General features: G+C 43.5%; 29 protein-coding genes. All 29 read left to right on the forward strand.

Annotated features, from left to right (window positions below):
* Positions 1 to 174 precede the first annotated feature (174 nt).
* The 29 genes from BN3456_RS14450 to BN3456_RS14590 all read left to right on the forward strand — a co-directional run bounded on the left by BN3456_RS14450 (position 175) and on the right by BN3456_RS14590 (position 23,952).
* The gene (locus BN3456_RS14450; protein WP_089985267.1) at positions 175 to 1,803 is read left to right on the forward strand and encodes a bifunctional diguanylate cyclase/phosphodiesterase; all 1,629 of its coding nucleotides are present in this window, start codon (positions 175 to 177) and stop codon (positions 1,801 to 1,803) included.
* 80 nt (positions 1,804 to 1,883) lie between these two features.
* Positions 1,884 to 2,279, forward strand: a complete 396-nt coding sequence (gene flgB, locus BN3456_RS14455; protein WP_089985270.1) for a flagellar basal body rod protein FlgB — start codon at positions 1,884 to 1,886, stop codon at positions 2,277 to 2,279.
* Positions 2,280 to 2,289: 10 nt separating this feature from the next.
* Positions 2,290 to 2,592, forward strand: a complete 303-nt coding sequence (gene fliE / locus BN3456_RS14460) for a flagellar hook-basal body complex protein FliE (RefSeq protein ID WP_089985272.1) — start codon at positions 2,290 to 2,292, stop codon at positions 2,590 to 2,592.
* Positions 2,593 to 2,625: 33 nt separating this feature from the next.
* Positions 2,626 to 4,251, forward strand: coding sequence for a flagellar basal-body MS-ring/collar protein FliF (fliF, locus tag BN3456_RS14465; RefSeq protein WP_089985580.1), 1,626 nt, complete (start codon positions 2,626 to 2,628; stop codon positions 4,249 to 4,251).
* Positions 4,229 to 5,254, forward strand: a complete 1,026-nt coding sequence (fliG, locus tag BN3456_RS14470) for a flagellar motor switch protein FliG (RefSeq protein ID WP_089985275.1) — start codon at positions 4,229 to 4,231, stop codon at positions 5,252 to 5,254. Before fliF ends, fliG begins: the two co-directional genes overlap by 23 nt.
* On the forward strand, positions 5,238 to 5,996 hold the full coding sequence (locus BN3456_RS14475; RefSeq protein ID WP_089985277.1) for a FliH/SctL family protein: 759 nt from the start codon (positions 5,238 to 5,240) through the stop codon (positions 5,994 to 5,996). The genes fliG and BN3456_RS14475 overlap by 17 nt, the downstream gene beginning before the upstream one ends.
* Before the next feature lie 37 nt (positions 5,997 to 6,033).
* Positions 6,034 to 7,335: a flagellar protein export ATPase FliI gene (fliI, locus tag BN3456_RS14480; protein WP_089985279.1), complete on the forward strand. Its 1,302-nt coding sequence runs from the start codon at positions 6,034 to 6,036 to the stop codon at positions 7,333 to 7,335.
* 16 nt (positions 7,336 to 7,351) lie between these two features.
* Entirely contained in the window at positions 7,352 to 7,801 is a 450-nt protein-coding gene (locus BN3456_RS14485) for a flagellar export protein FliJ (RefSeq protein ID WP_089985282.1), read from the forward strand.
* 54 nt (positions 7,802 to 7,855) lie between these two features.
* The gene (locus tag BN3456_RS14490; protein WP_089985284.1) at positions 7,856 to 8,911 is read left to right on the forward strand and encodes a flagellar hook-length control protein FliK; all 1,056 of its coding nucleotides are present in this window, start codon (positions 7,856 to 7,858) and stop codon (positions 8,909 to 8,911) included.
* A 20-nt stretch (positions 8,912 to 8,931) separates the two neighbouring features.
* Entirely contained in the window at positions 8,932 to 9,417 is a 486-nt protein-coding gene (locus tag BN3456_RS14495; RefSeq protein WP_089985287.1) for a flagellar hook capping FlgD N-terminal domain-containing protein, read from the forward strand.
* Positions 9,418 to 9,441: 24 nt separating this feature from the next.
* Positions 9,442 to 10,332 carry a flagellar hook-basal body protein gene (locus BN3456_RS14500; protein WP_089985289.1) on the forward strand — a complete coding sequence of 297 codons (891 nt, stop codon included), beginning with the start codon at positions 9,442 to 9,444 and terminating at the stop codon, positions 10,330 to 10,332.
* A gap of 28 nt (positions 10,333 to 10,360) precedes the next feature.
* Complete coding sequence (locus BN3456_RS14505) at positions 10,361 to 10,561, forward strand: flagellar FlbD family protein (RefSeq protein WP_089985292.1); 201 nt, start codon at positions 10,361 to 10,363, stop codon at positions 10,559 to 10,561.
* A gap of 4 nt (positions 10,562 to 10,565) precedes the next feature.
* Positions 10,566 to 11,399 carry a motility protein A gene (locus BN3456_RS14510; RefSeq protein ID WP_089985294.1) on the forward strand — a complete coding sequence of 278 codons (834 nt, stop codon included), beginning with the start codon at positions 10,566 to 10,568 and terminating at the stop codon, positions 11,397 to 11,399.
* Positions 11,400 to 11,446: 47 nt separating this feature from the next.
* Positions 11,447 to 12,202, forward strand: a complete 756-nt coding sequence (locus BN3456_RS14515) for an OmpA/MotB family protein (protein WP_089985296.1) — start codon at positions 11,447 to 11,449, stop codon at positions 12,200 to 12,202.
* A 13-nt stretch (positions 12,203 to 12,215) separates the two neighbouring features.
* Positions 12,216 to 13,211 carry a flagellar motor switch protein FliM gene (locus tag BN3456_RS14520; RefSeq protein ID WP_089985299.1) on the forward strand — a complete coding sequence of 332 codons (996 nt, stop codon included), beginning with the start codon at positions 12,216 to 12,218 and terminating at the stop codon, positions 13,209 to 13,211.
* Between the two features lie 30 nt (positions 13,212 to 13,241).
* On the forward strand, positions 13,242 to 13,604 hold the full coding sequence (locus BN3456_RS14525; protein WP_089985302.1) for a response regulator: 363 nt from the start codon (positions 13,242 to 13,244) through the stop codon (positions 13,602 to 13,604).
* A 15-nt stretch (positions 13,605 to 13,619) separates the two neighbouring features.
* Positions 13,620 to 14,054, forward strand: a complete 435-nt coding sequence (flgC, locus tag BN3456_RS14530; RefSeq protein ID WP_089985304.1) for a flagellar basal body rod protein FlgC — start codon at positions 13,620 to 13,622, stop codon at positions 14,052 to 14,054.
* Positions 14,055 to 14,090: 36 nt separating this feature from the next.
* Positions 14,091 to 15,296, forward strand: a complete 1,206-nt coding sequence (gene fliY, locus BN3456_RS14535; protein WP_089985307.1) for a flagellar motor switch phosphatase FliY — start codon at positions 14,091 to 14,093, stop codon at positions 15,294 to 15,296.
* Positions 15,297 to 15,308: 12 nt separating this feature from the next.
* Positions 15,309 to 15,647 (forward strand): flagellar biosynthetic protein FliO, encoded by a 339-nt coding sequence (locus BN3456_RS14540; protein ID WP_089985310.1) that lies wholly within the window; start codon positions 15,309 to 15,311, stop codon positions 15,645 to 15,647.
* Positions 15,648 to 15,651: 4 nt separating this feature from the next.
* Positions 15,652 to 16,314, forward strand: coding sequence for a flagellar type III secretion system pore protein FliP (gene fliP, locus BN3456_RS14545; protein ID WP_089985312.1), 663 nt, complete (start codon positions 15,652 to 15,654; stop codon positions 16,312 to 16,314).
* A gap of 14 nt (positions 16,315 to 16,328) precedes the next feature.
* A complete protein-coding gene (locus BN3456_RS14550; RefSeq protein WP_347458075.1) occupies positions 16,329 to 16,592 on the forward strand; it encodes a flagellar biosynthetic protein FliQ in 264 nt (87 codons plus the stop codon).
* 10 nt (positions 16,593 to 16,602) lie between these two features.
* A complete protein-coding gene (gene fliR / locus BN3456_RS14555) occupies positions 16,603 to 17,376 on the forward strand; it encodes a flagellar biosynthetic protein FliR (protein WP_089985315.1) in 774 nt (257 codons plus the stop codon).
* A 15-nt stretch (positions 17,377 to 17,391) separates the two neighbouring features.
* Positions 17,392 to 18,477 carry a flagellar biosynthesis protein FlhB gene (gene flhB / locus BN3456_RS14560; RefSeq protein WP_089985318.1) on the forward strand — a complete coding sequence of 362 codons (1,086 nt, stop codon included), beginning with the start codon at positions 17,392 to 17,394 and terminating at the stop codon, positions 18,475 to 18,477.
* Positions 18,458 to 20,524 carry a flagellar biosynthesis protein FlhA gene (gene flhA, locus BN3456_RS14565; RefSeq protein ID WP_089985321.1) on the forward strand — a complete coding sequence of 689 codons (2,067 nt, stop codon included), beginning with the start codon at positions 18,458 to 18,460 and terminating at the stop codon, positions 20,522 to 20,524. Before flhB ends, flhA begins: the two co-directional genes overlap by 20 nt.
* Positions 20,525 to 20,546: 22 nt before the next feature.
* The gene (locus BN3456_RS14570; protein WP_089985324.1) at positions 20,547 to 21,374 is read left to right on the forward strand and encodes a sigma-70 family RNA polymerase sigma factor; all 828 of its coding nucleotides are present in this window, start codon (positions 20,547 to 20,549) and stop codon (positions 21,372 to 21,374) included.
* Complete coding sequence (locus BN3456_RS14575) at positions 21,355 to 22,107, forward strand: flagellar hook-basal body protein (RefSeq protein WP_089985327.1); 753 nt, start codon at positions 21,355 to 21,357, stop codon at positions 22,105 to 22,107. The genes BN3456_RS14570 and BN3456_RS14575 overlap by 20 nt, the downstream gene beginning before the upstream one ends.
* A gap of 10 nt (positions 22,108 to 22,117) precedes the next feature.
* Positions 22,118 to 22,825, forward strand: a complete 708-nt coding sequence (locus BN3456_RS14580; protein ID WP_089985330.1) for a flagellar hook-basal body protein — start codon at positions 22,118 to 22,120, stop codon at positions 22,823 to 22,825.
* 25 nt (positions 22,826 to 22,850) lie between these two features.
* The gene (locus BN3456_RS14585; RefSeq protein WP_089985333.1) at positions 22,851 to 23,477 is read left to right on the forward strand and encodes a chemotaxis protein CheC; all 627 of its coding nucleotides are present in this window, start codon (positions 22,851 to 22,853) and stop codon (positions 23,475 to 23,477) included.
* The gene (locus BN3456_RS14590) at positions 23,470 to 23,952 is read left to right on the forward strand and encodes a chemotaxis protein CheD (RefSeq protein ID WP_089985335.1); all 483 of its coding nucleotides are present in this window, start codon (positions 23,470 to 23,472) and stop codon (positions 23,950 to 23,952) included. The genes BN3456_RS14585 and BN3456_RS14590 overlap by 8 nt, the downstream gene beginning before the upstream one ends.

A 23,952-nucleotide genomic window follows, 5' to 3' on the forward strand; every position in this document is an offset into this window, starting at 1 on the left:
GAAACAATATGTAGTAGAATTTGTTAGATAAGGGGAAATATTAACGATATATTTTCAGCGAAAGGAAATAGAAAATACGATGTTTACAGGGGATATAATCACACGATAATGAAATGTGAAAAGAAATGATACGATAAATATATAAGATAGATATATAAAGGAGTACAGAGAATTATGGAAAATGATTTTGGAGAGATTCTTCTCTCTGCTCTGGATGAGGGAAATGATATCATATATCTTTCTGATCCTGAAAATTATAAACTATATTATCTCAACAAAACAGCAAAAAATGCACTGGGAAATCCACCCAGGACACAGTGGTTTGAGAAGCCCTGCTACCAGGTGCTGCATGGCAGCGAAAGTCCATGTAATTTTTGTCCATGCCCTAGGCTTTCAGACCAGGTCCAAAAATGGGAATGTTTTAGCAAGAAAATGGGAAAACACCTCCATGGTAAAAGCCTAGCGGTTGAAAGCGGGAATAGAATATTTCAGGTGGGAATCGCAGCTAATATTACAAAACAGGTGGAGCTGGAGAACAGGATTAATTACCTGAATAAGATGGATGAACTTACAGGAGCGGGAAATCGCAGAAGCTACCTTGACAGACTGTCCCGGATTGATGAATGCGAATCCGGCGGAATTGGCATCCTTGTGACAGATATAGACCGGCTGCGGGATGTCAACGATGCATACGGATGCCAGTGGGGGGATTTTATATTAATTCATACAGCCGAGGTATTGAAATCAATCTTTGGGGAGGAACTTTACCGCATCGGTGAAGATGAGTTTATGGCATTTGGAACGGATATGGATGAAGCCCGGTTTGAGAGCGTTGTAAAAGAACTTACCGAACGGGCAAAGTGGGACGAGCAGTTCCAGGTATCTCTGGGTGCAAGCTATTACGACGGAGAAAGAGATATTGAATATCATATTTCTGCAGCAAATGAAAAAATGAATCTTGCCAAGCTTTATCATTACAGTGAGAGTGAGGATCAGATCCTGGAAGGAACACCGTCTGAAAACGGAGGAAAATACCAGACTGTCCGCTCAGAGAAATTAAAAGCTGAGATTCAAGGTGAACGGTTCCAACTTTTCCTTCAGCCTCAGATCAGTCTGAAGTCAGGGGAAATCGGTGGAGCGGAGGCTCTGGTGAGGTATATAGATGAGAAAGGGAATATCATTTACCCAAATGCTTTTATTGATAAGTATGAGACAGAGGGACTAATCCGCTATATTGATATGTATATGCTGGAGGGTGTCTGCCGTCTGCTCGCAAAATGGCAGTTATCCGGCAAACAGAAATTGAATATTTCCGTAAACTTTTCCCGTGTTACGCTGATTGAAGACAACATTGTGAAAAAAATGAAAACAATCTGTGAAAAACATAAAGTTCCGCCTTCCATGGTGAAGATTGAGATTACAGAAAGCGTGGGAGTGCTGGGACGCCGTGAGCTGGAGCACCTGTTGATATCTCTTCAAAGAGCAGGCTTTTCCATATCTCTGGATGATTTCGGCTCCCGATATTCTGATCTTGCAATTTTGTCAATTGCTAATTTTGACGAGATTAAGCTGGATAAAAGTCTTGTAGATAAAATAGAAAATAAAGGAAAATCCAGAACCATTGCAGAGTATATATTACATATGTGTATGGATTTGGAGCTGACACATACGGTGGCTGAAGGAATTGAAACGGTTCCCCAGAGAGAAATATTTAAACAGTATGGTTGTGAACTTGGACAGGGGTATTTGTTTGACAGGCCCATGCCTGTGGAGGACTTTGAAAGAAAATATATACTATCTTAATTTTTTTTTGACTGGCAGTGTCGAAAAAGGTCAGGTTATGTTTGAAGAGAAGGTTACAGCAGACAAAAAGGAGGATTAATATGTCAGGTATCAATGGACTTTGGGGGAATTCTATTTCTATGGTGGAGAAATCCCTGGATTATTTATGGGAAAAACAGCAGGCCATATCAAATAATATTGCAAATGCGGAAACTCCAGGGTATAAGTCGAAGTATGTGACTTTTGAAGAGAGCTACAGGGAGAGACTTCAGGAGGCATTGAAAGCAAAAGATCCGTCACAGGTTCAAAAGGCTATTTCCGGGGCACGGACGACCATTATGGAAGCATCAAAGGAGTCGGCCAGGCTGGACGGCAATAATGTGAATGCAGATGTGCAGCTGATAGAGATGAGCAGAACCGCTCTGCAGTACCAGTACGGTCTGAATGCAATAAACAGCGACATAGCAAGACTTAGCACCGCGATCAAAGGACAGTAGGAGGCAGAAGATGGACGCAGGATTTATAACACCTATAAAATTATGGGAAAATCTTCCGGAGGCAACAAAAGCCGGACAGATAGAAAATGACAGTGATGTGTTCAAAAGTATATTTGAGCATGCGGTGAAGGACGTAACGAATACACAGAAAACATTAGAACAGCAGCAGTATTTGCTGGCAACCGGACAAATGGATGATGTACACAGTGTGTCGGTTGCGGCATCGGAAGCACAGCTGTCTGTGGATATGCTGGTTCAGCTGAGAAATAAAGCGATTGAATCTTACAATGAACTGATGAGAATCAGCCTGTAAGTAATAAAAAGATGAAGGATGTTGGCTGAAGGCATGGAAAAGATAAAAATAAAAGTGGAAGATCTGAAACAATTTTTAGACAGGTACAGTACCAGGACAAAGGTGTTGGCTGTGGGAGGAGCGGTTGTTATTCTGTCAGCAGCCATAATTGTAGCTTTGATTTTAAATCATAAAGAGTATACAGTGCTCTTTTCAGGGGTTACACAGGAAGAAGAGGCCCAGATTGTAGGGAAACTTTCGGAGGCAGGAGTAGAATATCAGTATAAAGATAACGGTAATATTCTTGTCCCCGAGGACGTCGCGGATCAAACCAGAGCAGACCTTGCCTATGAAGGATATCCCAAAAGTGGTTTTACATATGATGTCTTTACTGAACATGCGGGCGGAATGACCACCGATACAGAAAAGCAGACATATAAGCTCTATGATCTGCAGAATCGTATCGGTGCTACAATCCGTCTTTTTGATGGAGTGAAAGATGCAAAAGTAACGATAGCCTTAGAAGATGAACAGAAGTATGTTCTGGAGGATAAAGAAGATGAAACATCAGCAGCTACTGCCTCTGCCGTTGTCACTATGAAAGATGACGGTTCTCCTTCGGAAAAACAGGCCTTAGCTATACAGAGACTTGTTGCCGGGAGTGTGCCGGGCATGCAGATGGAGAATGTATCTGTGTTTGATGGAAATGGAATCGAAATCTCTGTGGATTCTGACAAGGCAGGCACCTCCGGTGATGCAGGAGAACAAATTGCTCAGCTGATAGAGACGCAGATTTCAAAAAAGGTTATAAATGTTTTGGGTCCCTTTTTTGGAAATAATAACATACGGGTTTCGGCGCGGGGTAAGATTAACATGGAGAAAGTAGTCCGTGAAACCACAACCTATAATACACCGGAGAAGGTTGATGAAAAGGATAAGACAGGAATCGTATCCAATGAAAGCACCGACAAAAGTACTGCAGATTCAGGAGAGACCGCTGGAGGTACAGCTGGAACAGAGGCAAATTCCGATGTCACCGAATACAATGCTGACAGCGGTACAGATGCCGGCAGTGTGGTGGACGAAAGCACAACCAGGGATTATCTTGTGAATCAGATAAAAGAACAAGGCGCATTAGATCCGGGAGTTTTGGAAGACCTGACGGTATCTGTTGCCGTTAACAGTGATTCCCGAAGCAATATCAGTATGAACCAGCTGATAGATCTTGTAGGAAATGCAACGGGAATTGCGGCGGCGGACAGAAAAGAAAAGATTACAATTGTGAATTCTCCCTTCTATGAACCCCAAAAGGCGGAGGCTAAAGAGACAGCAATGACGGATATTAGTGGCAAAGTAAAGGAATATTTTCCGATTGTTGCAGTGGCAGCACTCCTAGCAGCTGTTGTTATTTTAATTACTGTACTTTTGCTGAAAAGAAGGAAAAAGAAAAATCCTGAGCCTGAGGAAGCGGAACAAAAGCAGGAAACAGAAGATCTTGATGAGTTCCTTATCCCGGAGGAAACTATAAAACCGGAGATTCTGCATGCACAAAATGAAAAGAGCAGGGAATTGAGAGAAAATGTGAGAGAATTTGCGGATACGAATCCGGAGATTTCTGCGCAAATGATTAGAACCTGGCTGAATGGAGGAAATCAAGATGGAAGCAACCCGGCCAAATAGAGCTCCAAAGTTGACACCCGGGCAGAAAGCGGCGGCGGTTATAGCTGCCCTTGGGGCAGACAAAGCATCTAAAGTATATAAGTATCTGACAGAGGAAGAGGTGGAGCAGCTCACTTTAGAAGTGGCGAAACTGGGCCATCTGGAATCGGAGCAGACGGAGGCTATTTTGGATGACTTTTATAAAACCTGTCTGACCCAGAAGGTTGTGACAGACGGCGGGCTTGAGTATGCCAGGGCTGTGCTTGAAAAGACTTACGGGGAATCAGTGGCAAATGAACTTCTGAGGAAAGTTACTAAATATATGAAGAATCGGTCTTTTGACTTCATTACAAAGACAGATACAAAAAATTTATTTTCCCTTCTTCAGCATGAAAGACCCCAGACAATTGCACTGGTACTGTCTTACCTGGATTCTTCGCAGGCAGCCGAATTGATTGCGGAGCTTCCCGAAGACATGAGACTGAAGGTAGTAGAGAGTATTGCAAGAATGGAAAGCGCTTCACCTGAGGCAATTAAGATTGTGGAGGTACAGCTGGCAAAGAAATTTGACAATATTCTTACGACAGACTTCACCAGCATCGGAGGTGTGGATTATATTGCGGATGTTATGAACCGTATGGACAGAGGTAATGAAAAGTATATCTTTGACGAGATGGGAAAAGACGACCCGGAACTGGCCGAAACAATTCGCAAGAAGATGTTCGTATTCGAGGATATTCTTACGATGGACGACCGTGCGATACAGCGGTTTATGCGTGAGTGCGATATGAAGGATATTGTATACGCCTTAAAGAACGCCAGTGAGGAAATGCTTAGTCTGTTCTATAACAATATGTCAAGCCGTATGGCAGACACGGTACGGTCTGATCTGGAGGTTACCGTCAATGTACGTCTGCGCGATGTGGAAGAAGCGCAGCAGCGGATCGTCGAAATTATCAGAAAGCTTGATGAGGAAGGCGAGGTCGTCATAGGCAAAGGCGGAAAGGATGAAATTATTGTATAGGGTGATGAAAAGTGAGCCGGAGGCTGTGCTAAGCCTGGGAAAGGATGTACTATATCCGGATTTCGCCGCTGAAGGGAAAGAGGAGATACTTTCTGCGGAAGAAACAGCAGAGGATGAAGAGGAAAGTGAAACCCAGGATATTATGGCCGGGGTATATGCCCAGGCAAAGGAGATACTTGAGGCTGCCAAAAAAGAGGCGGAAGATATACGGACTGAAGCTTATCAGACCGGCTTTAAAGCCGGAAATGAGGAAGGTTACAAACAGGGGGCCGGGCGGGCCCTGAAGGCATATAATCTTCGGTTTGAGGCCGAGTTTAAGGCTCTCCAGAAACAGCTTGCAGAGTATATAAAAGATGTAGAAGTTGCGAAAGACACTCTGTTGGAACAATACATAGATGATTTGAAAAACATAGCATTGGCAATCGGTGAAAAGATTATACAAACCAGCTTAAAATCCAGCAGTGAGGTTGTTGAACGTATGATTTTGTCTGCTACAGGCAGAATTAAAAAATCAGCATGGGCTAAGATTTATATCGGCAAAGGCCAGGAGACTATGGATGTCCGAGGGGATGTAAAGTTCTTGCAGGAACTTTCTAAATTGTCAGACAATGTAAAGATTATCATGCTTGAGGAAGAAGAGACAGGAACCTGTATTGTAGAGCTGCCAGATGAGGTCATTGACATGAGTGTAAAGACGCAGCTTGAAAATATAAAAGAGATTCTCAATAACGCGCGTCTGTAAGTGTGGGGATATAGACAAAGTAAATGGAGGAAAACGGATGCTTAAAGATTTACCCGGTCTGATTATGAAATCTGAGTCAATCAGCCATATCGGAAAAATTGAAAACATTACCGGGATGGCCATGGAAGCATCTGGCGGAGGCGCCAACATAGGCGATATTGTTCTGATTTATAATGATGAGCAGAAAAAGCAGATACCCGCCGAAGTTGTCGGCTTTCGGGATGATAAGATACAACTGATGGCATATGAGAATATGCATGGCATTGGCACAGAAAGTTTTGTCAGAAATACAAAGAAAAGGCTGAAGGTTCTTGTGGGCGAATTTTTAAGAGGCAGGGTCATAGATGCACTGGGAAATCCTCTGGACGATGTGGGGGCGTTTAACTCCGATCGGTACTATTATGTGGATAACCCGAAGATCAACCCTCTTACGAGACCTCCAATTACCGAGGAACTTGAATTCGGGGTCAGAGCAATCGACGGCTTGAATACCATAGGTAAAGGGCAGAGGATCGGGATTTTTGCCGGGAGCGGTGTGGGGAAAAGTACTTTGCTTGGAATGATAGCCAGAAATGTAAAAACGGATATCAATGTGATTGCTCTGGTTGGAGAGCGTGGGCGTGAGGTGCGTGAATTTGTAGAGAAAGATCTGGGACCGGATGGCATGAAGCGTTCTGTTCTGGTAGTTGCCACTTCAGATCAGCCTGCGATGCTGAGAATGAAGTGTCCCATGGTTGCAACGACTATTGCTGAGTATTTTAAAGACCAGGGAAAGGATGTGCTGCTGATGATGGATTCACTGACGCGTTTTGCTATGGCCCAAAGAGAGATTGGCCTTGCGACAGGGGAGCCTCCCGTGGCTCGGGGATATACCCCTTCCATTTATGCCGAATTTCCAAAACTTCTCGAGAGAAGCGGAAACTTTGCAAAAGGTTCTATAACCGGAGTCTACACAGTTCTTGTGGAGGGGGATGACACAAATGAACCCGTAGCCGACACGGTTCGGGGAATCCTTGACGGGCATATTGTTCTTACCAGAAAGCTGGCAAACCGAGGACATTTTCCAGCTATTGATGTCAATGCCAGCATTTCCAGGCTGATGAGCAATATTGTTACGCCTGAACATAAGGAACTTGCTTCAAAAATCAGAGATCTCCTGAGTCTGTATGAACAAAACGAGGACTTAATATCAATTGGTGCATATAAAACAGGGACAAACCCTAAACTGGATGAAGCAATTTCTAAAATTGACAAGATAAATGCCTTTTTGATGCAGGAGGTAGAGAACAGTTACAGTAAAGAAGAGACTTTTCAAATGATGAAAGACATATTGAAATAAGAGTGGAGGAAGGCAGTTGAAACGGTTTTCATTTGCGTTGGACAGAGTTTTGAACTATAAAATCCAGATTGAAAGAAATTTGAGAAATGAATATGCACAGATTGTGCAGAAAGTTATGAGAAAGGAAGAACAGATCAAAGGACTGGAGCAAAGACACAGAGTGTGTGCTGTTGATTATGATCAGGAGAAAGAACGTGGTGCCATGGTAAACAGACTGCGTACGTTTGAAGATTATCTTCAGTCTCTTTCAGATAAAATAAATGCAGAAAAACAAAACCTGGCACAACTTAAAGTTATAGAAGAAAAGAAGAGACAGGAAGTAATTGCTGCGAAGCAGGATACGGCTTCTATTGATATGTTGAAGACGAAAAGAATGCAGGAATATGATAAAGAGGTCCAGAAAGACGATGAAAGGCTGATAGAGGAGTTTGTATCCAACATGATGTCAGGCAGTGCCTCTGCATAATAGGAGGTGTCATATGCAGATTACTATAGATATGAAGGTGAAGGGAGGAGGAAGATGAATCAGATCACGGAGACTTTGCCCCGACAGGAGAAGAAGTGTCATGTTTTGGGAAAAGGAAAAAACAAGGAAAAAGTTCAAAAGAGCTTTGAGGATATCTTAAAGGGGCAGAAGAAAGCTCAGACAGTGTTTACAGGGGACGGGGCAATTGTTTGTCCCCAGATGCAGGCTATGTTTTTCCAGACCTTGCCCGGGAAAACGGTGAAGATTCAGAATGATTTGAGTAAATTATCTTCTGTTTCTCAAATACAGGAAGGGCCTTTAGCCGGTCATCCAAAAGAAGGACAGGAGACTGTGCAGGATACTACGATGGAAAATATAGCAGGCAAAACGGAAGATTCTTTTAATACAATCCGGCCGGTAATACAGATGTCCCAGGATAATAGTACACAAGCAGCGCAATCCACGAGCTTAAAGGGGCAGACGGCAGATTCTCTGGGGACGATTTCATCAGTTGAGACAGCAGGAAAAGAGAGGCCGGCAACTGCTCCGGAAAGAAAGAGCAGTATGCCGAAGGTTACGGAGGAAAGACCGGCAGCTGCGAAAGAAACAGGCAATGAAATGCAGGCTGTTCAGAAATTTACCGTCCACACGGAATATGTACATGATGCAAAGGCCGGGAGAGAAGCTGCTTTAGCTCCCCGGGAAAAGATACAGCCGGATATACAGGATCTTAAAAGCAAAATTATAGATCAAATGAATACAGGGAAGAAAGAATTTCAAGTGCAGCTAAAACCGGATAACCTTGGGACGGTGCTTGTGAAGGCATCCTATGAAAACGGAAAGGCGGTCATTTCTATTGTATGTATGGAATCTAAGACCGTGCATACAATGGCCCAGAATGCAGAAGAGCTGGGAAACCTAATTCAGTCCAGGCTGGGCGGCCCAACCCAGGTAATGGTTGAGATGCCACACACGGATTATCTGGAACAGCAGGGCAAAAGGCAGGAGGGCAGGGAGCAGCAAGACAGAGGCCGGCAAGAGAAAAAAGAGAATCCTGCCAATGAAGGATCAGAAGAGTTCCTGCAGCAGCTAAGGTTAGGGCTAACATAAGAAGGAAAGGGAGATCACTTATGGATGGAATACAGGCATTAAGCAATAACAGCAGTACTTCAGTAGAGGCAGGAAGCGCAACGGGTACATCAGGTTTAAGCATTAATGACTTTTACAAGCTGCTTGCAGCTCAGATGCAATACCAGGATGCAGATAACCCAATGGACACAAGTGAGATGATGGCGCAGATGGTACAGACCCATATGATTGAGGCCATTACAAATATGTCCACAATTAATACAATTACCTACGCTTCTTCCATGGTTGGAAAAGAAGTGACAATGGCAGAAACTGACTCCCAGGGTCAATTTACGGGAGAACATACTACAGGAACTGTGTCTGGGATACTGATGGGGGACAATCCTATTCTTTATATGGGGGATAAGGCCTACCATATGGCTCAGATCATGACAGTAGGCAAGGTGCCGGAGTCTGTAATAGATGATGGTGAGGGAAGTGAAGGAACGGATACAGATAATAATAAAAACGGAGAATTAGCAGTATAGGATAAGAGAAAGAAGGTACAAAACATGGTTAAATCAATGTATGCGGCCATTGCCGGGCTGCGTTCACACCAGAACAAGATGGATGTAATCAGTAACAATATTGCGAATGTAAACACCTGGGGATTTAAGAGCAGGACTGCAAATTTTCAGGATGCTATGTATCAGAATCTGACAAACAGCACCGGGGGTAATACAACAGAGGGAGGAAACGGTGGTATAAACAGTTCTCAGCTTGGTTACGGAGTGAATATGGGTTCTATCTCGACAAATTTTACTACAGGAAGCTGGGGGTATACCGGCAATTCAATGAATTGTATGATTGACGGGACAGGCTTCTTTATCGTAGGTCCGATGCAGGAGAGCGTCCCTGCTGATGCCCTTGCAGAAAATAATATGAACCTCTCCAGAGTGGGGATATTCAGTGTGGACAATAACGGATATCTGGTAGACAACGACGGGAATTATATTTACGGATTTACGGAACAGGCTGCAGACGGCACATGGAACACAGAGAACCTTCAGCCTATAAGAATTCCCACAGATGATGCCGGAGAACGTTACAATATATCATCTTACAAAATCGGTGCCGACGGCGTCATCACAGGTATCACAAAGGACAGCCAGAAAATTACCATCGGCCAGATAGCTGTGGCTACGGTTGAGAATCCCGGTGGACTGGAGCAGACAGCGGGGTATCTGTACACCATCGGCGAAAATGCAGGAAATGTTTTGGGAGTACAGACAATGGGAACAACAACTGGCACCATTTTAAGTGGCTATCTGGAGATGTCTAATGTTGATCTTGCAACGGAAATGTCTAATATGATCACGACCCAGAGAGGCTATCAGGCCAACACAAAAGTGATCACTGTGACAGATGAAATGCTGGAACAGCTGGTCAATATGAAACGCTAGTGTATTAGGGAAGGAGGCGGAAGCTGCCGTGATAGAGCTGACCAAGTTAAATGGCGAGCCTATTTTAATTAATCCAAATCAAATCGAATATATAGAGCTGATACCGGAATCCAAGATTGTTATGATGAACGGAAAATATCACATTGTCTGTGAATATAAGGATGAGATTATTGTACGTATCATCAGGTTCTACAAAGCTATTCACAATATACACAACAGGGAGGACTGATTTCATGGATTTTACTACAATTGTCGGTATAGTGGGAGGACTTTTCTTCATTATAAGCGCGATTATGGACGGTGGAGATATAAGCAATTTTGTGGATATGCCCAGTGTGGCCATTGTAATGGGGGGTGTAGTATGTTCTGTTATTGCCAGCTTCCCGTTCAGCATGCTTAAAAATGTGGGGATGCATATGAAGAAACTGATCTCCGCAAAAGAATATGCTCCGGAACCGGTAATAAATACAATTGCTGAATTTGCCCAGCTTGCCAGAAGAAATGGACTTCTGGCATTGGAGGATAAAGCAAACGCGTTGGAGGACCCTTTTTTCAAGCAGGGGATCCTGCTTGTGGTGGATGCTATGGAGGCAGATAAGGTCAGGGAATTGCTGGAAACAGAGGTTGACAATATGTCGGCCAGGCATGAGGAGGAAGTAGCAATTTATGACAAATCCTCTCAGTATGCTCCGGCGTTTGGTATGATAGGTACTCTTGTAGGACTGATTAACATGCTCAAGAGCATGGATTTGTCAGACGGAGCATCCAATAGTCTGGGAGCCAGCATGGCAACAGCTTTGATTACAACATTTTATGGATGTATTCTGGCTAATCTTGTTTTCATGCCTATTGCGAAAAAGCTCAGAATACGAAATGAAGAAGAGGTAATCTACAAACAGATTATCATAGAAGGGGTCATGAGCATTCAGGCCGGAGAAAATCCCAAAATCATAAGAGAGAAGCTGACATCTCTGCTCAGGCAGAAGCAACAGAAACAGATACTAACAGGCAAGGGTGAGACTCCTGCGGGAAAAGGCATGAAAAAGGGAAAAAGGAAAGCAGCATGACTATAAAGTTTGTATATGACTGAGAAATAGGCAGGAGGAAGAGAGCAGTGAAACGTAGAGGAAAAAAACAGGAAGAAAGCGGAAGCTGGATGGACACATACGGCGACATGGTTACGCTGCTGCTTTGTTTTTTTGTATTACTCTATTCCATATCGTCTGTTGATCAGACAAAGTGGAAAAACCTGGTAAAAAGCATGAACCCGGAGGCAGCAGAGGCAGTCCAGGATAAGGCAGACAAAGTAGCGGACAGCCCAAAAGCCAGCGAGTCAGATTCAGATGTGAAATTTGAAGAACTGTATAACAGTCTGGTTCAAATACAAAATTCAGCCGGTGAATCTATGGATATTCAAATTGCGAGAGGGGACGGGTACCAGTTCATAACTTTCAGAGACCGGGTTTTCTTCGATGGAGACAGCTTTGTACTGAAAGAAGAAGGCAAGAAAGTGCTGGACTCCTTTTCAGCAGCTATAGCCCCGGCCGCCGAATCGGTGAAGGAGATACAGGTGCTGGGTCATACCACGCAGGCGGATCCGGCCATCCAAAATGAGTTGGTCAGTGATAGACTTTTGTCCTCTGACCGTGCGGCTGTAGTGGTTGCCTATATCCAGGGGAAAAACGTGATTGATCCTAAAAAACTGGTGAGTGCCGGGTATGGGCAGTTCCGTCCTATAGATACTTTTGAAACAGAGGAAGGAAGAAGGCAGAACCGGAGAGTGGAGATTTTAATTACCCAGTCGGGAGCTGTAGAGCAAAGCCTGGATGAATATTATAAGCAGGTATATCAGGACGGAGAACAAAAATAACAGGAGTAAAATTATGGCAGAAGTATTATCTCAGAATCAGATAGACGCACTGCTGAATTCTATGTTGAAGGATCACACAGAAAGCGTCTCTGAATCTCAGAAGGAGCCGGAAAAACCTTGGAAGAAATATGATTTTTCCAGTCCCAAGAAGTTTACAAAGGATAAGTTAAAATTAATTAAGGGAATTTATGATAATTATACCCGTCTTGCATCTTCCAGAGTCAATGGGATTCTCAGAGCAAACTGTGAGATGGAAGTCATAACGGTGGAAGAGCAGCATTATCATGAATTTAATAATGCTTTAAGTGATAATGATGTAATGACCTTGATGCCTCTGAAGCTTCCGGATGACTCAAAAGCACCTCCTGTTTTAGTACATATAAGCCAAAAGCTGATGCTTAATATGATTGACCGGATGCTGGGCGGGAGCGGGGATGATGACTCTGTGGATTCTTCTTACAGTTACACAGAGATTGAAAGCGCTCTGTATGAAAAGATGATGGAGTATCTTCTGGGAGTTACGAAGGACGCATGGAACAATTATATTCAAGTCAAAATGGGAGACCTCACTCTGGAGACTAACCCGGGGTTATATCAGGAAATCAATATGGAGGAACCGGTGGCAATCATTCTTATTAATGTGAAAATGAATGAGATAGAGGGGAATATGACAATTTGCATTCCCGGTAATTTATTGACAAATATTTTTTCGATTATTGATAAGCGGAAACATGTATCCGGTCTTTATGATGAGGGTATCGAGGACGCTCCGGAGATCATTTTAGATAACCTGAAGAATGGATCTTTGGAAATAAAGGCGGAGCTTAGCCAGGCGGAACTGAGCTTACATGATGTGTGCAGTCTCCGGGTGGGGGACGTGATAGATCTGAATCAGGGAAAAGATATGGATATCACATTGTATGTACAGGAACAGCCCTGGTTTAAGGGTACTCTCGGGGCACATAAGAAAAATGCTGCAGTCAGAATAGAGGAACGACTGAGTTATTAGATTAATTAATCAAAGAAAGAGGTAAAAAAAATGGCGAAAATTATGGTAGTAGACGATGCAGCGTTTATGCGCATGATGGTGAAGGATACTCTCTCAAAGGGAGGGTATACCGATATATGTGAGGCTGCAGACGGTGCAAAAGCAGTGCAGATGTATAAAGACATTAAACCGGATCTTGTGCTGATGGACATCACCATGCCTAACATGGACGGGCTGGAGGCTCTGAAGGCGATTAAGGCATATGATGCAGGAGCCACAGTCGTAATGTGTTCTGCAATGGGACAGGAGACTATGGTTATTGAAGCTATTAAATCAGGAGCAAAAGACTTTATTGTAAAGCCTTTTAAACCAAACCGTATTTTAGATACAGTATCAAAAATAATTGATCAATAGGCAGGAGGGGGCAATATGTCTTTTTTAAGTTCTCTGAATATCAGCGCAAGCGGCATGACCGCTCAGCGGCTTCGCCTGGATGTTGCGGCGGAAAACATTGCAAATGTTGAGACAACCAGAACGCAGGACGGGAGTCCATACCGCAGAAAGCTGGTGGTTCTGGAATCAAAAAATGATTTCCGCACAGCCTTTGCTAAAGCAAAAGATAAACAGTCTGCGCAAGGCGGAGTGGAGGCGGCTGCAGTCGTAGAGGATGGTACACAATGGAAGGCAGTGTATAATCCCAGTCATCCGGATGCTGATGCTAAGGGGTATGTGATGATGCCCAATGTGGATGTGGTACAGGAAACAACAGATGCAATGGCGGCCACGCGCTCATACGAAGCCAATATCACTGCGTTTAATGCAGTGAAGCAGATGGCCCAAAAGGCGCTGGAAATAGGAAAATAAAGAGTGGCTTTGCATTGCCGGAAAGAGAGTTAGAAAATGGACAATAAGAAATTAAGTTCAATGGAAATAGATGCCATAGGAGAAATACTGAATATCAGCCTGGGTGCTTCTGCGACTGCCATTTCTTCCATGCTGGATGAACGGGTAGATATTACAACTCCGGTTGTCCGTCTCCAGAATAAAGATGAATTTAAGTTCAATCATCTGGAGCCGGCTGTGGGAGTGGAGATTGTTTATATAGAAGGTCTTACAGGCAGTAATGTAATGCTCCTGAAGCGCAATGATGTGCGGGTCATCGTTGAAAAGCTGTTGGGCACGGAGATTGCAGAGGAAGATTTTGAACTGGATGAAATGAATATCAGTGCTATCTGCGAGGTTATGAATCAGATGATGGGAGCGTCGGCTACCGCACTTTCAGAACTGCTGGGGAGAACAGTAAATATTTCGACTCCGGAGTCCTTTGAAATCACAAGTCCGGATCAATTTAAGGATAAGTATTTTCTGGATGATAATGTTATGGCTGTAATTGGATTTACCATTCAGATAGCAGACAAACTGCAAAGTGAATTTATGAATCTTATGCCAATAGGGCTTGCCCGTGAGCTTGTTTCAGGGTTTTTTGCGGACGGGGTTCCCGATGTGGTGGAGGAATCGGATATAGCTTCACCTGCAGACCTGCCAGCTCAGGAGCCTGACAGAGAAAAATCTGCAGATGTGCCGGTCCAGGAACAGGCACAGGAATCGTCTGCTGTATCCCAGAATATAGCAGACGAGATGAATACAGAAAATCAAAAAGGCGGGGAGACTTCTAATGATATACTAGAGCTGATGCGCCGCCAGATGGAGGCTCAACAACTTCAAATGCAGCAGATGCAGCAAATGCTGCAGATGCAGCAGTCTGACTCCCCAAAGAAAATAGGCGTAAGACCGCTGCCCCGCCCCAATCTGACAGAGGGTATAGATACCCAGCCAAATGCAAAAGAGCAGGAAGCAAATATGGAATTAATTATGGGAGTGCCCCTGGATGTATCTGTGGAAATCGGGCGGACAAGAAAACTGGTAAAAGATATTTTGGAACTAAATAAAGGGTCTCTTGTAGTCTTGGACAAGCTCGCAGGGGAACAAGTGGATTTATTCGTCAACGGACAGTGCATCGCAAAAGGCGACGTGGTTGTAGTAGATGACAATTTTGGCATCCGTATTACAGAAATTTTAAATGATGAGATTGCACTGCTTGGGTAAGGGAGAATACATATGTTAGATGGAATGGCTACGGCACTGGGAACCTTGCTTATTATGGGCCTCATCCTCTGGCTAGCCTATGTTTTTTCAAAATATATAGGCAGAACAGGAAAAATCGGCGGTAAAACTCCCTACATGAAAATAATAGCCCAGCTTCCGGCAGGCCAGTATGGGACCCTTGCTATTGTACAGACCAAAAAGAGTTATCTCCTGCTGGGAATGACGTCCTCGCAGATTACGGTGCTGGACGAGTTTGAAGACCTGGAGGAATTAGATGAGAGTAATGCCGGCAAAGGGGAGATACCGGATTTCAAATTGCAGTTGGAGAGACTGACAAAAAGGAAGAAGTAAATATATGGATACAAATTCTTTAGTTAATATAAACGGGAATCAGGTTCCCTCGCTGGAAATCATTGTTATGATGACGGTTTTAATGCTTCTGCCATCCATTGTCATTATGATGACCTCATATGTCAGAATTATCATTATCCTTTCTTTTGCGAGAAATGGGCTGGGGGTGCAGCAGACACCGCCCAATATGGTGTTAACCGGAATCGCACTGTTTCTGACTTTGTTTATTATGAATCCAGTCATCAAGGATGTGAACACTCAGGCCTATGAGCCTTATAAAAGTGGTCAGATTACACAGCAGGAGGCATTGAAGCGGGCAGAAGTTCCTATGAAAGAATTTATGCTTAGACAGACAGAAAAAAGCAGTCTGAATATGTATATAGAGATGTCCGGGACAGATAAAAAAATAGAGCCCGAGAACCTGCCGATGACTGTCGTTATCCCCTCTTTTATGACCAGTGAGCTTAAAAGGGGATTTACGGCCGGCCTGCTTTTGCTTATTCCATTTCTCCTAATTGATATCATCGTATCCAGCACGCTAATGTCCATGGGAATGATTATGCTGCCGCCGGCAACTATTGCATTGCCGTTTAAGCTGCTTTTATTTGTTACGCTGAATGGATGGGAGCTTTTGTTCTCTACTATAGTGAAAAGTTTTAATTACTGACAGGAGGAAGAAAAATGCTGACCACGGGAGAAATTACGGATCTGATGTATCAGTTGTTTTTGATGGCGGTAAAGCTGGCCGGTCCCATATTAATCATCAGTATGGTGGTGGGGATTTTCATTTCCATTATTCAGGCGGCAACCCAGATTCATGAGCAGACGCTGACCTTTGTTCCAAAACTGATAGTTATAGGTGTGCTCCTTGTTGTATCCGGAGATAGTATGCTGAAGTCACTGCAGGAGTTTACACAGCATATATTCCTCCTGATAGCAGGTTAGGAGGGACAATATGTCTTTGACAGCTACGCCGGAGTTTGTGTTATTTACATTGATTTTGATGAGGATGTCCGGCTTTGTCTTTTTAAACCCTGTTCTCGGAAGAAAGAATATACCGGCTTTGTTCAAAGCCGGAATGGTATTTGCTCTTACCATAGGAGTGTACCCCCTGGCTCAGATTCCGGATACAGAGATTACATCAGCGATTGTACTGGGTGTACTTCTTCTGAAAGAATTCGCTTTGGGGTATCTGACAGGGTTTGTGATGCAGCTATTTGATATGGTTGTAACCTATGCGGGAGCAGTCATTGATTTTCAAATGGGATTATCCATGTCTACGGTATACGATGCACAGAACCAAACACAGACAGCCATGACTGGAAACATACTGCAGATATATTATCTTTTATTGTTCTTTGCGGTGGACGGTCATCTGGCTTTGATTAAAATATTATCAGAATCCGGTAAAGTAGTTCCCTATGCAGGTGTTGTACTGGGTCCGGATGCGGCCAGGTCCATATTGAATATATTTGTGGAGTGTATTGTCCTCGCAGTAAAACTGGCATTCCCTATGATTGCCTTTGAATTTCTGATGGAGATTGCAACAGGACTTCTGATGCGTATTATTCCCCAGATCAATCTTTTTGTAATAAGTATCCAGCTCAGAGTAATTCTGGGGATTATCATGATGGTTTTTATGGTTTCGCCGGCAGGAAATTTCCTGAATAGTCTTATTACGGATACGATGAAAACTATACAGGATGTATTAAGGATTGCAGGGACCTAAAGGGAGGGACATACTTTGGCGGCAGATTCAAAAACTGAAAAAGCCACACCGAAAAAAAGGCGTGACGAAAGAAAAGAAGGAAATGTTTTCAAAAGTACGGATGTTGCCAACGTTGCATTTGTTTTTATAGCTTTCTATTCTTTAAAGAAGCTGTTTCCTTCTATTTTGAAAACTGTGTCAGATTTTATGAAGCACTACCTGGATTTAGCAGGAAGTGCCGGGGAACTAAACCTGAATAATATCGGAGGGTATGGGCGTGAGTTCGCAGCGGCAGCTGCGAAAACTATATTGCCTTTTGCATTCATTTGTGTGGCGGTTGGTGTGATCATACATGGGGTACAGACTCGTTTTTTGTTCACTCCGAAGAATTTTTATCCAAAATTCAACCGGATAAGCCCTATACGGGGGATAAAAAACTTGTTTTCACTGAAAAATGTGATTGAACTTGTAAAAAATATTTTAAAGGTTATTGTACTTGTGGCTATACTTTACAACCTACTCAAAACCGATGCAGAGACTGTAATGCGGACGATGGATATGCCTGTAAGTACTTCAGTAACATACATGTTTGACAGGATGATGACTATGATTACAAAAGTTTCTTTGGTGTTTGTGGTCATTGCCATTTTTGATTACATGTTCCAGAGATGGGATTATGAACGCAAAATCCGCATGTCAAAGCAGGAACTAAAAGAAGAATTTAAACAGACGGAAGGAAACCCCGAAATTAAAGGCCGAATCCGTGAATTGCAGAAGCAGCGCGCCAGAACAAGGATGATGCAGGCAGTTCCTGAAGCAGATGTGATTATTCGAAACCCTACCCATTTTGCAGTTGCTCTTTTGTATGATATGGATAAGAATAATGCCCCAGTTGTGGTTGCAAAAGGACAGGACGATCTTGCTCTTCGAATTGTCAGGGTTGGGGAGGAACATAAGGTTGCAGTGATAGAGGACGTACCTCTTGCCAGAGGACTATACGCCCAGGCAGAAATAAACCATGAAATACCCATGGAATATTACGGAGCTGTGGCAGAGGTTCTGGTATTTGTATATAAGATGAACAAGAAAAATGAGGTAAAGCATGAAACGGTTATTAAATAATTCAGTGGCTCTTTTCGTAGTAGTCATTGTTCTACTTTTGATTATTCCCATGCCTCCGTTTGTTTTGGATGTCATGATTATTATAAATATATCTTTATCAATGATTATTCTTTTAATCAGTATGAATATAAAGGAACCTCTTGAATTCTCTATATTCCCGTCACTTTTGCTGATTACTACACTTTTCAGGCTGGGAATCAATGTTTCTTCTACCAGAAATATTCTGACCAGGCAGGGAGAGGCAGGCCAGGTGATCCATTCATTTGGCAGTTTTGTACTTCAGGGGAATATTGTTGTTGGATTTATTATTTTCTTCATTATTGTATTAGTTCAATTTATTGTTATCACCAAGGGTGCGGAGCGTGTGGCGGAGGTTGCAGCCAGATTCACACTGGATGCCATGCCCGGAAAGCAGATGGCAATCGATGCAGATTTAAGCTCGGGACTGATCAATGAACAGGAAGCCCGCATGCGAAGAAATAAGATACAGCGGGAGGCAGATTTTTATGGTGCCATGGACGGTGCCACAAAGATTGTAAAGGGTGACGCTATTATGGCCCTGATCATAACTGCGATCAATTTGATCGGCGGTTTTGCCATCGGCATCTTAATGTCAGGGCTGGAGCTTTCTCAGGCACTTTCTGTATACTCCATTGCCACGGTAGGGGATGGGCTGGTGTCTCAGATTCCGGCACTTTTGATATCTACGTCCACCGGTATGATTGTGACAAGGGCTGTCTCAGAGGGCAGTTTGAATGAAGATGTATCAAAGCAGTTTCTTGCGCAGCCCAGGGCAATCATGATGACAGGCGCAGTTCTGTTGATTTTGATGCTTGTGCCAGGAATGCCGAAGATCCAGATGGGAATTCTGGCGGCAGTTTTCATCATCGGCGGTCACAAACTCAGTCAGAAGGTGGAAGAAAATGCAGTCCTGGAGCAACAGGCAAAAGTACAGGAAGCTGAACTTTCTGCCCCACCGGTCACGGAGGAGGAGTATTTCAAAGATATAAACAACATATATTCTTTGATTGAAGTAGAGCCCATTGAAATGGAGTTTGGCTATAGTCTGATTCCGCTGATAGACGAATCAAGCGGAGGGAAAATGATAAACCGCATTGTTATTTTCAGGAGACAGTATGCCCAGGACATGGGATTTGTTATCCCTTCGGTCAGACTCAGAGACAGCTCCGCCTTAAATACAAATCAGTATGTTATTAAGATTAGGGGGGAGGAGGTTGCACGGGGAGAAATTCTTGTAGATCACTATCTAGCGCTGGAGCCGCCAAATCCATCAGGAACGATTGACGGTATTGAGACAATCGAGCCTGCCTATGGAATCCCAAGCAAGTGGATTTTACCTGAGAACAAGGAGATGGCAGAGATATACGGCTATACGGTTATAGATCCTCTCTCCGTTATGATTACGCATCTTTCGGAAACAATCAAACAGCATGCTTATGAGCTGCTAAACAGGCAGGAAACAAACCAGCTTCTTGAAACTGTGAAGAAGACCGTACCGGAGCTGGTGGAAGAAGTAATTCCCGGCCTGATGACTTTGGGTAATTTCCAGAAAATACTTGTAAACCTGTTAAAAGAAGGAATTCCGATAAAAGGAATGGAGACGATTCTGGAAACGATTGCAAACACCAGTGTCCCCGGTGAAGATACTACAAAGATAACGGAAAAAATCCGGGTATCACTTAAGCGTACGATTACAAGAAGATTTTGTGTGGGGGGACAGCTTAGAGTCGTAACATTGGATGCGGAACTGGAAAAGAACCTTGTACAGTGTCTTACCAGAGGTGAGCAGGGCACTTATCTGGCGGTAAGTCCGGATATTATGCAGAGCATACTTACCCAGGTGGGCGAAGAAATCAAAAAATTTCAGGAGATATCTCAGGATGTAATTATTCTCACAAGTCAGGTCATCCGTGTGTATCTGTATCAGATGCTGGAACAGTTTTACCCGTCGGTAAACATACTGGCATTTAATGAGATAGCCGATAACGTACAGATTCAGGCAATAGGAAATATCAGGCAGGAATAAGGAAATCAAGAGGGGAACAGGCATGAAAGATAGAAAAACGCAAAGCAAGGTGCCGGAAGGGTATACAAATGAAGAACTTCTTTCACTTTATCAGGAGACAAAAGAGCCGGAGCTGAAAAAAGAACTGGCCCTCAGGTATCTTTATATTGTGAAGTGCATTGCTATACAGATGAGAGATGTCTATACCGGATTTACCCAGATGGAGGATATCGTGAATGAGGGTGTTTTGATGCTGATGACAGCCATTGATAAATTCGACGAAGGCAAAAATGTCAAATTTGAAACTTATGCATCCAGAAGAATCCGGGGAATGATTATTGATATTGCCAGGAAGCAGGATTGGATACCCCGTACTCTCAGAAAAAATCTGCGGGATATAAATGAAGTGTCCATGAAATTTTATTCCGGACACGGTAGGTATCCTACAATGGAGGAACTGGCAGAACGTATGGAAATGGAACCACAGAAGATTCGCAGCATAATGGGAAAAGCAAATCTGTCTTCTGTATTGTCACTGGATATGGTTCTTGAAGAGACCAGTGATCGTTACAGAGCAATCCAGATACCTTCTGACAAAAGAGAGAGCCAGCCGGAAGAAAACTTTCTGGATCAGGAATTCAAAAACACCCTGGCGAAAGGCATACGCTCTTTAAAGGAAAAAGAACAGACAGTAATCTCTTTATACTACATAGAAGAATTAAACATGAAACAGATTGCGTCGATCATAAATGTAAGTGAGCCAAGAGTGTCACAGATACATGCAGCCGCAGTTTTAAAGCTGAGAAAATATATAGAAAAGTTAAGCAGAGGTGAGGAAAAGGAGGAGACTTATGTTTCAGGGATTATATAATCTTACATCCGGCATGCTGACACAGACAAGAAACCTGAATGTTATCAGCAACAATATGTCAAATGTTGCGACTGCCGGGTATAAGAGCGAGCAATTTACAGCTAAGACATTCCAGGAAGAACTTATTTACAGAAGCGGCAATAAGGATAAAAGCAATGCGGTTCCCATCGGCCGGATGAACCGTATTGTAACGGCAGACCGCAACTATACGGATTATACAAATGCCGGGTACAAAAGCACATCCGGAAGTCTGGATTTTGCTTTGGAATCTGACGGATTCTTTTGCATTCAGGGTGAAGGCGGCACTGTATATACCAGAAACGGTTCATTTTCCCTGGACAGCGGAGGGTATCTTTGTCTTCAGGGAGTGGGAAGAGTACTCGGCACCAACGGTCCTATTTATCTGGGGACCGACAAGGTCAGTGCCGATTCAGCCGGAAATATTTACACAGAACGGGGAAACGCCTATCTAGGCAGGCTTTCTGTTGTTGATTTCCAGAATAGGAATGAGCAGCTGACAAGAGGGGGGGACAAAACCTTTACAGCAGAGACACAGGGAACCCCTGTGAACGGAAGTGTCGTACAAAAGGCACTGGAATATTCAAATGTGGATACCGTAAAAGAGATGACAGCAATGATGGGCAGTCAGAGAGTACTGCAGAGCAATGCACAGATCTTGAAAATGTATGACCAGCTGACAGGAAAAATTGTGTCACAATTAGGTCCGGTATAGGAGGAGAAGAATGGATACTTCATTTTACACAGCAATGCAGGGTGCAATGACACAACAGGAAAGGATGAATGTGATATCTAACAATATCGCAAATATAAATACGCCGGGGTATAAGGCAAAAGATGCGGTTTTTCTGGAACTAATGCACTACAATATGCGGGCCGCCGAAGGTCGGGACACACAGTTGACGGCTGGTGCGGGACCGGCCGTTAATCATACAAATACAAACTTTTCGGGTGCCGGCTTTCAGAAAGGAGACGGAAATTATAACTTTGCAATTTCCGGGGACGGATTTTTCCTGCTGCAGGATCCGGCAGGAGGTGTTTCTTATACAAGGAACGGACATTTTTCTCTTTCCAGGAGGCAGGACGGCTTCTATCTGGTTTCTGATTCAGGCAAATTGGTGGCAGACAGCAGTCAAAATCCCATTCGATTTGTAAATAGGAAGATACAGGGAACTCCGGGAATCTACACATTTCAGAACACAGACGGTATGTTGAGTACTGGAATGAATGAATTTCAGCCAACGGCAAAAAACGGTACACCCGTCTTAAGTAACAATGCACGCCTTGAAGAGGGGGTTCTGGAAATGTCTAATGTGGAGCTGGCTAATGAGATGGCAAAGACCATGGAGTCCTCCAGAGCCTACTCACTGATGCTTAAAATGATGGAAACTTCGGATGAAGTGGAACAAACCGTGAATAGTTTAAGATCATAAACGAACGGAGAAGGAGACAGGGAAAATGGAAATTAGAACCTATGATGATGTAGGGGCACCGGCACTTGATGTAATCCGGGAAGTGGGCAGTATCGGAACAGGAAATGCGGCAACAGCCGTCTCAGAACTTTTGTCGGCAAATGTAAGAATTAATCTGCCCGATGTGCGGATTGAGGGATTCAACGAGGCAATCAAAGTGCTGGGTAATCCCGAAGATCCGGTGGCTGCTATTCTTGTGCAGATGTCAGGTGATATGAATGGGATTATGCTTTTTCTTCTGAAAATAGACTTTATCAATGCAGTACTTCATACTATGCTTGGAAAGACAGTTTCGGATTATTCCATGCTTGATGACATGGAGGTTTCTGCCCTTACTGAAGTTGGAAATATTGTGATATCCTCATATGTGAATGCACTGTCAGGACTCTCCGACATGGAAATCGAATTATCTGTCCCTGCGATTTCCATTAATATGCTGGGAGGAATCTTAAGTGTTCCTATGATAGAACTTGGGTATGAAACAGACAAGATTATGATAATATCAGGGGAATTTGTCTTAAATAAACATCAGCTTGACAGCAGTCTGCTGATGCTCCCGGACATCTCATCCCTGAACAAACTGATTAGGTCACTGGTGGCCGGCCATGAGTAAAGAAGTAATTGTCGGAATTGCAGATATGAAGATTCTGCGGCAGGAGGGAACTTTGATTACCTATGCTTTGGGCTCTTGTATCGGAATCAGTATCTATGACCCCATGATTAAGCTTACAGCCCTTTTGCATATTATGCTGCCCATGTCCCCGGGAAAAGAAGTTTCCCAGGTATTTAAATTCGCAGATACAGGTATCCAGGAGACACTTCGCAGAATGTCTGTTTTTGGGGGAATAAAAAGCAGGTATATATGCAAAATTGCAGGCGGTGCCAGAATGTTTGAGGTATTGCAAAATAGTTCTCTGGCAAATATCGGAGAGAGAAATATTGAAAGTGTAAAGAATATTCTGCAAAAGGAACGGATGCAGCTGACACGGCAGGATGTGGGCAGCAATTATGCAAGAACCATGCGTGTCTCTGCAGAAACGGGGACAGTAACTATACATACTTATGGAAGACCGGATGTTATATTGTGA

The organism is Clostridium sp. C105KSO13 (assembly GCF_001517425.1).
In the GTDB taxonomy this organism is placed as follows: domain Bacteria; phylum Bacillota; class Clostridia; order Lachnospirales; family Lachnospiraceae; genus Muricomes.

Coding starts and splice junctions, on each gene's coding strand:
- BN3456_RS14570 (WP_089985324.1), top strand. CDS start 20,547: ATGAAAGATAGAAAAACGCAAAGCAAGGTGCCGGAAGGGTATACAAAT.
- flhA (WP_089985321.1), top strand. CDS start 18,458: ATGAAACGGTTATTAAATAATTCAGTGGCTCTTTTCGTAGTAGTCATT.
- fliY (WP_089985307.1), top strand. CDS start 14,091: ATGGACAATAAGAAATTAAGTTCAATGGAAATAGATGCCATAGGAGAA.
- BN3456_RS14450 (WP_089985267.1), top strand. CDS start 175: ATGGAAAATGATTTTGGAGAGATTCTTCTCTCTGCTCTGGATGAGGGA.
- fliP (WP_089985312.1), top strand. CDS start 15,652: ATGGATACAAATTCTTTAGTTAATATAAACGGGAATCAGGTTCCCTCG.
- flgC (WP_089985304.1), top strand. CDS start 13,620: ATGTCTTTTTTAAGTTCTCTGAATATCAGCGCAAGCGGCATGACCGCT.
- fliG (WP_089985275.1), top strand. CDS start 4,229: ATGGAAGCAACCCGGCCAAATAGAGCTCCAAAGTTGACACCCGGGCAG.
- BN3456_RS14475 (WP_089985277.1), top strand. CDS start 5,238: ATGAAATTATTGTATAGGGTGATGAAAAGTGAGCCGGAGGCTGTGCTA.
- BN3456_RS14580 (WP_089985330.1), top strand. CDS start 22,118: ATGGATACTTCATTTTACACAGCAATGCAGGGTGCAATGACACAACAG.
- BN3456_RS14525 (WP_089985302.1), top strand. CDS start 13,242: ATGGCGAAAATTATGGTAGTAGACGATGCAGCGTTTATGCGCATGATG.
- BN3456_RS14510 (WP_089985294.1), top strand. CDS start 10,566: ATGGATTTTACTACAATTGTCGGTATAGTGGGAGGACTTTTCTTCATT.
- BN3456_RS14540 (WP_089985310.1), top strand. CDS start 15,309: ATGTTAGATGGAATGGCTACGGCACTGGGAACCTTGCTTATTATGGGC.
- BN3456_RS14500 (WP_089985289.1), top strand. CDS start 9,442: ATGGTTAAATCAATGTATGCGGCCATTGCCGGGCTGCGTTCACACCAG.
- BN3456_RS14520 (WP_089985299.1), top strand. CDS start 12,216: ATGGCAGAAGTATTATCTCAGAATCAGATAGACGCACTGCTGAATTCT.
- BN3456_RS14495 (WP_089985287.1), top strand. CDS start 8,932: ATGGATGGAATACAGGCATTAAGCAATAACAGCAGTACTTCAGTAGAG.
- BN3456_RS14590 (WP_089985335.1), top strand. CDS start 23,470: ATGAGTAAAGAAGTAATTGTCGGAATTGCAGATATGAAGATTCTGCGG.
- flgB (WP_089985270.1), top strand. CDS start 1,884: ATGTCAGGTATCAATGGACTTTGGGGGAATTCTATTTCTATGGTGGAG.
- fliF (WP_089985580.1), top strand. CDS start 2,626: ATGGAAAAGATAAAAATAAAAGTGGAAGATCTGAAACAATTTTTAGAC.
- BN3456_RS14585 (WP_089985333.1), top strand. CDS start 22,851: ATGGAAATTAGAACCTATGATGATGTAGGGGCACCGGCACTTGATGTA.
- fliE (WP_089985272.1), top strand. CDS start 2,290: ATGGACGCAGGATTTATAACACCTATAAAATTATGGGAAAATCTTCCG.
- BN3456_RS14490 (WP_089985284.1), top strand. CDS start 7,856: ATGAATCAGATCACGGAGACTTTGCCCCGACAGGAGAAGAAGTGTCAT.
- fliI (WP_089985279.1), top strand. CDS start 6,034: ATGCTTAAAGATTTACCCGGTCTGATTATGAAATCTGAGTCAATCAGC.
- BN3456_RS14550 (WP_347458075.1), top strand. CDS start 16,329: ATGCTGACCACGGGAGAAATTACGGATCTGATGTATCAGTTGTTTTTG.
- fliR (WP_089985315.1), top strand. CDS start 16,603: ATGTCTTTGACAGCTACGCCGGAGTTTGTGTTATTTACATTGATTTTG.
- BN3456_RS14575 (WP_089985327.1), top strand. CDS start 21,355: ATGTTTCAGGGATTATATAATCTTACATCCGGCATGCTGACACAGACA.